The following is a 3,763-nucleotide window of genomic DNA, read 5'->3' as shown; positions in this document are numbered from 1 at the left end:
GTTTGCCGGTGGTGTAGGTCCAGGTCTGGCCGGCTGCGCCGGTGCAGTCCCGGAGCTGGGTCTGGGTGCCGTTGGTGGTGCCGGCGCCGGGGACGGTCAGGCAGCGGCCGGACTGCGCGCCCACGATCTGCTGAACCGTGGGCGGCGATGGGTTTGTGGGCGGCGTCGCGTCAAGGCCGAAGAAGCGGATGGTTTCCGCGGCCTCGTCCGGCAGACCGTGCCCCCGGCCTTGCAGGCTGATCGCCTCGACAGGCGCGGCGCCGCCCGTACTGCCGTAGCGGGTGCGGGTGTAGCCGGCCTTCGGCGAGTCTGTGAGCGCGGGCGTCTGGCTGAGGCCGTGCACGTTCGTCCACTGCTTGACCTGCTCACCGAAGTTGGGGTACCGCAGGATGTCGTCGTTGGTGCCGTGCCAGATCTGCATCCGGGGCCGCGGCCCGGTGTACCCCGGGTAGGCGCCCCGCACCAGGTCACCCCACTGCTGCGGGGTCTTCGTGGTCCGCCCCTGGGCGCAGTCGGTGTTCCACTCCGAGCCGTTGGTCGTGGCGAAGCAGGCGAACGGCACGCCGGCGATCGAGGCACCCGCGGCGATCACGTCCGGATAGAGGCCGAGCAGGACGTTGGTCATCATCGCCCCGGACGACTCACCGACGGCGAAGATCCTGGCGGGATCCACGGGGTACCGCTGCTTCACGTAGCCGACCATCGACATGATCCCGACCGGGTCACTGCCTCCGCCGCGCCGCAGCGCCTGTGGCGATGCGACGTCCCAGCACTTGCTGCTGCGCGTCACCGATGGGTAGATCACGATGTAGCCGTACCGGTCCGCCAGCGAGGCGTACCGCCTTCCGTCATGGAAAGCCGGGCCACTTCCCCCGCAGTAGTGCGAGGCGACCACGACGGGTGGCCGAGCCGCCAGGCGGTCCGGCACGTACAGGTACATGCGCAGGTTCGTCGGGTTGGCGCCGAAGTTGGTGACCTCGACGAGCGTGGCCGCGGCTGCCGGCGACGCGACCGCCGGCCGTCCGAGCGACGCCACAGCGATGGCGAGCACCGTGGCGACCGCCATGAAGATCCGTCTCATCTCTGGGCTCCTCGGCAATCGGTAAGAGCACGGTGATGGAGTGGTGCGCCCGGCTACGCGACGGATGGAGTGAAGGCGGCACGTGATGTCACGTACGGCCTTCACTCGTGTGCCTATGCTCGCGTCCAGCGCTGATTGGCGCCGTCGTGGCAGTTCCACACGATGACCGCGGAGCCGCCCGCGGTGCTTGCGCCGTTGACATCCAGGCACAACCCGTTCTGACCGTTGCGGATCGTGCCGTTGCTGTTGAAGACCCACTGCTGGTTGGCGCCACCGTTGCAGTCCTGGATCTGTACCCGGGTGCCGGCGGCGGCGTCGGCGGGGACGTGCACGCACTTGCCCAACACCTGCAGCGCCGCACCGTTCTGGGTGAACTGCTGGTTGGCGTTGCTGTGGCAGTCCCAGATGATCATCGGTGTGCCGTTGGCCGCGTTTGCGCCGTCGACGTCCAGGCACCGGCCCGAACCCTCGTTGCGCAGCGTGGTCGGGTTCGGCGTCGGGGTGGGCGGCGTGCCGTCGAACTGCGTGAAGAAGTTCCACACCACCGCCCGGGTCCACGACCTCTCACCCGGTTCGTAGTCGCCGGCCGATCCATCGACAGGACCCGGCGTATGACCCGCGTCGAACGCGGCCCATGCCACGGGGTAACCGGCGCGGCACCCCGAGTAGGTCGTGACGATGTGCGTGAGGCTGCCCCGTGCCGGCTCCGGCGGGTTCTGGGGAGTGCAGCCGTTGTTCCGCACGAACCTGTCACGCAGCGAGCGTCCTGTGGAGATCGGGAGCACAGGGTCCCGCAAGCCGTGCAGTCCGATGTACGCGACCGGCTGGGTGCCGCCGTTGCAGCCGCTCAACTGTCCGCCCGCGTAGACGGCTACCGCGCGGAACACTGTCGGCCGGGCGCACGCGAGTGCGAAACTCATGCCGCCTCCGTAGCTGAAACCCCCGGCGAAGCGCTGGTTCGTGTCGACACACAGGCCCGCCTCGATCTGCCTGATCATGTCGTCTACGAAAGTCAGATCCTCGCCATTGGAGTTGGCCCAGCCATTCCCGAGGCCCTGGGGCGCGACGAAGATCGCGCTGTCGTTCGAGATCGCCCGCAGGCCGTAGTACGACCAGGAGTATCCGCTGGTTCCGCCCGAGTCGACGTCGCCCGCGGTGCCGCCGTTCCAGTGGAAACCGAAGACCAGTCGGTACGGGCGGTTGTTGTCGTAGTTGGCGGGCACCCGCAGGATGTAGTTCCGTGTCCTGCCGCTGCTCTGAATCGAGCGCGGACCACTCGACAGCGCGGGGGGCTTGCCACATCCGGCGCTCGCGGCGCGGGAGGGGACCTCGGCGGCGGCGGACGTCACCGAGATGCCGCTGACGCCGGCCGCGGCGAGTAAGAGCGTGGTGGCCACGGCGATCAGCGTGCGCCATCGGTGACGATTGTTGCCTTGTCGCATCACGTTTCTCCCTTCATGGATGCAGCGACTCAGCGGTAGCCGGCGGCGACGATGTTGGCTTGTACCGCGTTCTCGGTTGCGTCGGACGGGTATCCGGACACCATCGCGCCCTCATAGAAGGTGCCGGCGCTGAGGTTCGCGCCGCCGCCGGGCTTGCAGCAGTCGCCACCGCTGCCGAGGATGATGGCGCCCTGCTTCTTCATGGGGCTGTAGCCGGGCGGAAGCGCGCCGTCCCAGAGCGTGGTCAGGCTTCCGGTCTGGGCGTTGCCACCCTTGAGCGCGAAACGGCTCGTTCCGTTGTTCTTCAGCATCGCCGTCACGAACTTGCTGGTGAAGGCCCGCTGGTTCATGTTCCAGGTCTGACTGCCACCGGAGTAGAGCCCCCATTCGAGGTCGGCCTGGACCCATGGGCCGGTGCCGGCGCACCCGCCGAACCAGCACTGGGTGCTGAAATTGATCGCGTCCATCGCCCCGGCCGCGTCGGCCGCTCGGGTCGTCTCACTGTTGCCGTAGTCGAAGCAGCAGCCGCCGTTGACATGGGTGCCGCTGGTCACCATGTACATGCCTTCGGGGGCGCTGCCGGTCGGCACGCCGGTCAGGTGGCCGTCCCGCCAGTAGCTGTTGCCGGGGTTGATGTAGAGCGAGTAGGCCTTGCTGCCGCCGACCGCCAGCGATTCCGACGTCGCGTTCGCCGGGCGGCTCTGGCTGGAGCCGGGAACCACACTCGATCCCTGGTACCACAGGTCGTTCCCGCGGCCGGACTGGTCGTAGATGACGGTGATGACACAGGCGGTCCCCGCGCAGAACGAGTCCTGCGCCGTCGCGTCGGCGGAGCCACCCGCGCTCAGGACGCCGATGTTCCGGGTCGTGCTGTCGGACGAGCGCCGGACCTGGTAGAGGTTGCCGCTGTAGGTGCCGTAGAGCGCTCGTACGGTGCTGTGGGCGGCGATGCAGGGGGTGCCGCCCGAGGCGTAGATGTCGCACGTGCCCGCGCCGCCTGGCACCGGCGGGGCCGGCGAGTTCCACTGCTGGTTGGTGCCGCCGTGGCAGGACCAGAGGGTGATCTTGGTGCCGTTGGCGGTGCCGGCGGCGTTGGCGTCGAGGCAGAGTCCGGACTGGACGCCGGTGATGGTGCCGTCGGGGTTGACGTTCCATTGCTGGTTGTTCTGGCCGTTGCAGTCCCAGATGATGACCGGGGTGCCGTTGGTGGTGCCGCCTCCGCTGGCGTCGAGGCACTTGT

Annotated in this window: 3 protein-coding genes; all 3 read right to left on the bottom strand. The window is 68.6% G+C overall.

Annotation, left to right across the window (positions count from 1 at the left end; all coding sequences use genetic code 11):
- The coding region (locus LCH29_RS43585) for an extracellular catalytic domain type 1 short-chain-length polyhydroxyalkanoate depolymerase (RefSeq protein ID WP_446467223.1) at positions 1-1,081 on the bottom strand (1,081 nt) is incomplete at its 3' end.
- 113 nt (positions 1,082-1,194) lie between these two features.
- On the bottom strand, positions 1,195-2,523 hold the full coding sequence (locus LCH29_RS43580) for a ricin-type beta-trefoil lectin domain protein (protein WP_446467222.1): 1,329 nt from the start codon (positions 2,521-2,523) through the stop codon (positions 1,195-1,197).
- A 29-nt stretch (positions 2,524-2,552) separates the two neighbouring features.
- The coding region (locus LCH29_RS43575; protein WP_446467221.1) for an arabinofuranosidase catalytic domain-containing protein at positions 2,553-3,763 on the bottom strand (1,211 nt) is incomplete at its 5' end.

The sequence above is a fragment of the Streptomyces sp. BRA346 genome (assembly GCF_052851135.1).
Note: the sequence above shows the minus strand (reverse complement) of the source record. Positions and strands in the feature narration are given on the sequence as shown.

Excerpts from the sequence above, each read along its gene's own strand:
- LCH29_RS43580 (WP_446467222.1), bottom strand. The coding sequence starts at position 2,523 with ATGCGACAAGGCAACAATCGTCACCGATGGCGCACGCTGATCGCCGTG.